Annotated in this window: 4 protein-coding genes; all 4 read right to left on the bottom strand. The window is 29.4% G+C overall.

Features of this window, described 5'->3' with window-relative positions; all coding sequences use genetic code 11:
• On the bottom strand, nt 1-1,318 hold a 1,318-nt coding region (gene guaB, locus Q0352_RS07090), incomplete at its 3' end, for an IMP dehydrogenase (protein ID WP_299525770.1).
• Nucleotides 1,319-1,386: 68 nt separating this feature from the next.
• Nucleotides 1,387-2,901 carry a bifunctional metallophosphatase/5'-nucleotidase gene (locus Q0352_RS07095; RefSeq protein ID WP_299525773.1) on the bottom strand — a complete coding sequence of 505 codons (1,515 nt, stop codon included), beginning with the start codon at nt 2,899-2,901 and terminating at the stop codon, nt 1,387-1,389.
• Between the two features lie 52 nt (nt 2,902-2,953).
• The gene (locus tag Q0352_RS07100) at nt 2,954-3,445 is read right to left on the bottom strand and encodes a hypothetical protein (protein ID WP_299525776.1); all 492 of its coding nucleotides are present in this window, start codon (nt 3,443-3,445) and stop codon (nt 2,954-2,956) included.
• Nucleotides 3,445-3,969 (bottom strand): FMN-binding protein, encoded by a 525-nt coding sequence (locus Q0352_RS07105; RefSeq protein ID WP_299525779.1) that lies wholly within the window; start codon nt 3,967-3,969, stop codon nt 3,445-3,447. The genes Q0352_RS07100 and Q0352_RS07105 overlap by 1 nt, the downstream gene beginning before the upstream one ends.
• Nucleotides 3,970-4,337 lie beyond the last annotated feature (368 nt).

The raw sequence follows: 4,337 nt of genomic DNA on the forward strand, positions 1-4,337 counted from the left end.
CAATAAATTGATGCATTGTTTCTTGTAACTCACCTTTATAAGGTACTCTTCCTACGATTCCTTCCGGAACTAATTTTTTAATATCATCTTCAACATCTTGAAAATATCGGTCTTTTGAGCCAGTTTGCATCGCTTCAACAGAACCCATTCCTCTATATGATTTAAATTTTCTTCCTTCAAAAATAATAGTTTCACCCGGAGATTCCTTTGTTCCTGCTAATAAAGAACCCAACATAACACAATCTGCTCCTGCAGCAATAGCTTTTGGAATATCTCCTGTGTATCTTACACCACCATCTGCAATTACTGGCACACCTGAACCTTTAATAGCTTCAGCAACTTCAATAATGGCTGAAAGTTGAGGATAACCTACTCCTGCTACTACACGTGTAGTACAAATAGAACCTGGCCCAATACCTACTTTTACAGCATCAGCACCTGCTTCTACCAAATATTTTGCAGCTTCGCCTGTTGCAATATTTCCAACAACAATATCTGTATTTGGATATATGGCTTTAATTTCTTTTAAAACAGTAACTACACCTCTTGTGTGACCGTGTGCTGTATCAATTATTAATGCATCAACACCAACCTTAATTAAAGCTTCTGCTCTTTCAAATGCATCTCCGGTAACTCCAATAGCTGCAGCAACACGTAAACGTCCATATTGATCTTTATTTGCACTCGGATTTTCAATTACTTTAATAATATCTCTATACGTAATTAGTCCTACTAATTTATAATCAACATTAACTACTGGTAATTTTTCAATTTTATTTTCTTGTAAAATTAATTCGGCTTGTTTTAATGAAGTTCCTTCAGCAACTGTTACTAAATTTTCGGAAGTCATAACTTCTTCAATTTTTCGGGTATTATCACCCTCAAAACGTAAATCTCTATTGGTAATAATACCAATTAATTTCCCATTCGCATTAACAACTGGAATACCACCAATACTATATTCGCGCATTAAATTTTTGGCAGTTAGTACGGTTTCATCTTTGGTTATTGTAATTGGTTCTAAAATCATTCCTGATTCTGAACGCTTCACTTTTTTAACTTCATTTGCCTGTTTTTCAATAGACATATTTTTGTGCAAAACACCAATACCTCCAACACGAGCCATAGCAATTGCCATTTCAGATTCGGTTACAGTATCCATAGCTGCTGAAACAACAGGTACATTTAATGTGATGTTTTTAGTGAATTTTGATTGAATATTAACCTCACGTGGTAATACTTCTGAAAATGCTGGAATTAGTAATACGTCATCGTAGGTTAAACCTTCTCCTACGAATTTTGAAGAGTTTGAAATCATGGTGCAATAAACTTAGAATTTAATTGCGAGCAAATTTACACTATTTATATTAAATACCTATTTTTATTTTATTGAAGACTTTTTAAATACAAGATAATAGCTTTTCGTATATCTTTGGATATAGCAGTTTTCTTATTTTTATAAACCTTAATAACATCTTTATTATCTTCTTTCAAAAATGGAATATCATAGCCTTTTAGTAGATAATCACTAAAAGCAACCTTGTAGACTTTTGAGTCAATAATTGCTAAATTATTGACTGACCAAATTTTAGAATTTTCATCATAAGTTACATTATAACGCTGTAAATAAGCACCTTTTCCTGCTTTTAGCCTCCCGTAATTCAGTACTTTTTTTAGCAAACTTCCTTTTAATTCTACTTTTAAAACTTCTCCTCCAAAAGGTAAAACTCTAAAAATGTCAATTCCAGTAATATCACCTTGTAATTGATCATCTATTCTAATTGAGCCTCCATTTATCAATGCACAATCTACTTCATTATCAAAACTAAAAGCCATTGACTTTGCAATTAATAGACCTAAATTTGTTTGTTCGCTTCTAATTGGTGTATCTCTACCTTCTAATGGTACATTAGCTATAAAAATGACTTCATCTGGATTTAATATTACATCTTTTATTTTTTCATCTAATAGAACATTCCATTTTTGAACAATTCTATCAACTTTTTCATCAATTCCTATTTCTTTAATTATTGAAACCAATTCAGAATTTATAATTGTTTCTTTTGTTTTTGTATTGAATGAAATTCTATGAACATAAACTGTTTTTGCATTTGCATCAGCCTTGGTTATTTTAGCATTTCCAACAAGTATAGACATATTTATATGCTCGTGACCTCCCATAATTAAGGGCACATTTGGTAGCATATTCGCAATCATTTTATCTTGTTCAATAGCAACATGCGTCAATCCAAATACGATATCAGTTTTTGGTTTTAACGAATTGTAGGCATATTTAGCTGACTCATAAAAATCTCCATATTCAACATATTCAACTGGATTGGCATTTAATATTGCACTAAAAAAACCTATTTTAATTTCTTTTCCATCTTCATTTTTCACATTAAATAGTACTGTTTTTGGTATTTCAATTCTGACACTATCTTTAATAATAGCAAAGCGTTGTGTAGTACTATCTTTTAATATTTGCATAGGATTGGTTGCAATCCATTGAAATTCAGACTCATTTAAGCGTTGTTGAAATTCTTGTTCACTCAAATCAAATTCATGATTACCAATAGCTACTAAATCAAAATTCATAGCATTCATAACCTCAATCATTTGCTTCCCCTTAATTCGCTCTCCTTTATATTTTAAAGTTCCTAACAAAGATGGATTTAAGAAATCACCTGCCATAAACATAAAAGTATTTGGATTTTCTTTTAATAAATCTTGATGTAATTTCTCAACCCTAGCCATACCTCCTACTTTGCCACCTTCTAAAGGAGCAATTTCATACACATCATTTAATTGTAGAAAAGTGAATTTTATGATATTATCTTCAGAAGTACACGAAGAAATTAAAAAACAAAAACTAATTAAAATATACAGTGCTTTTTTCATATTGATTTTTTGAATCAACTAAATTACACAATAATTTAAAATTAAAAAAAGTTTATGATTTAGAAAAAACCAATTGATATAGGATTGAAATAGATGCTATAACAAAGCTCAGTGTCATAAAAACACCCGAAATCATTATAATATATTTAAACCATAGTATTCCACTCCACAGAAAATAAATACCTCCAAACGTTAAAATAACTGATAAAAAAGGTTCAACCATTAAGAAATATTTCAACTTTTTATTGATGGAAGTAGTTGATAATATTATAGAAAGTAAAAAGAAAATTACAGATAAAGAAAGTATATGATTGTGAACAATTGTCAATATCTCGCGTTCGTTTTTTTTGAATTTCATGACTTCTGCTTCCTCATCGTTTTCATTCCCCAAATAATGAGACTCAACACCTGAAGATTGCATTGAAGTTGTATTGTTTACAAAACTTAAACCTCCATAAAAACCAACACTTAAAACAATAATAAATATAAAAATTACTGTTTTTATTTCTTTAGGAAATTGATGAATAAGCCCGTGTACTTGCATTATAATTGTTTTTTATTATTTAAAATACCAATGGTTTTCAATAGTTTATTCACTTCATTTGTCATTGCTTTTGCCGAAATTGTAGCTCCTGAGATTGCTGCAATGTCTTTTTGGTATTTCAACTCATTATCAATTGTTTTACCTGTAAATTGCTTTAACCAGCGTTTGCTACCTATTTCGCCACCATGGTCTTCTCTGTAAATTAGAACTTTAACTTTAGAAACTATTAAATTTGTATCAAAAATAACAATAAAATCGAAATAATCTGCTTTTCCATACCCTTGTCCAACATAATAATACCCTAAAAGATTATTGTTGCTTTCTATTTTAAAAAAATTAGTTTCCGTAATTTTTAATGGAAGTGTTTCATTTAAGTTCTTAGAAACCGAAATTACTTGTTTTGAATAATCTTCAATATTAAAAACAGTTTTTATTTCTTTTGCTATCAATATTTCTATCTTTTTTGATACAGTGAAACCTGATGTTATTAAAACTAAAATTGTTATGAATACTATTCTTTTCATACTATTAAAAATGTAAAATTGCTGAAACTATTAATTTAAACAGTTTATTGTAAAATATATCAGTTGTCATATTGAGCTTATCTAAATAAATTGGTTAAAACGAATATTGAAATCTTCGAAAAGCTAAGTTTGACCAACAAATTAATATTTTTTTACATTTTTTTAAAAACATGTTGCAATTTAATACATAATTATTATCTTGCGAGTCTAAATTATTACCTACTAAAGTATGAAAATTAAGAAAATTATGACTTTAAAATTGATATTGGCAATGTCAGTAGCAATAGGTTTTACTAGTTGTAGTAAGAGCTCAGGAACCAAAGGTGGATCTAAAGCCACAGGGTGGAAAATCAACGATAAAAACGGAG

It is taken from the genome of uncultured Lutibacter sp. (genome assembly GCF_937891065.1).
In the GTDB taxonomy this organism is placed as follows: domain Bacteria; phylum Bacteroidota; class Bacteroidia; order Flavobacteriales; family Flavobacteriaceae; genus Lutibacter.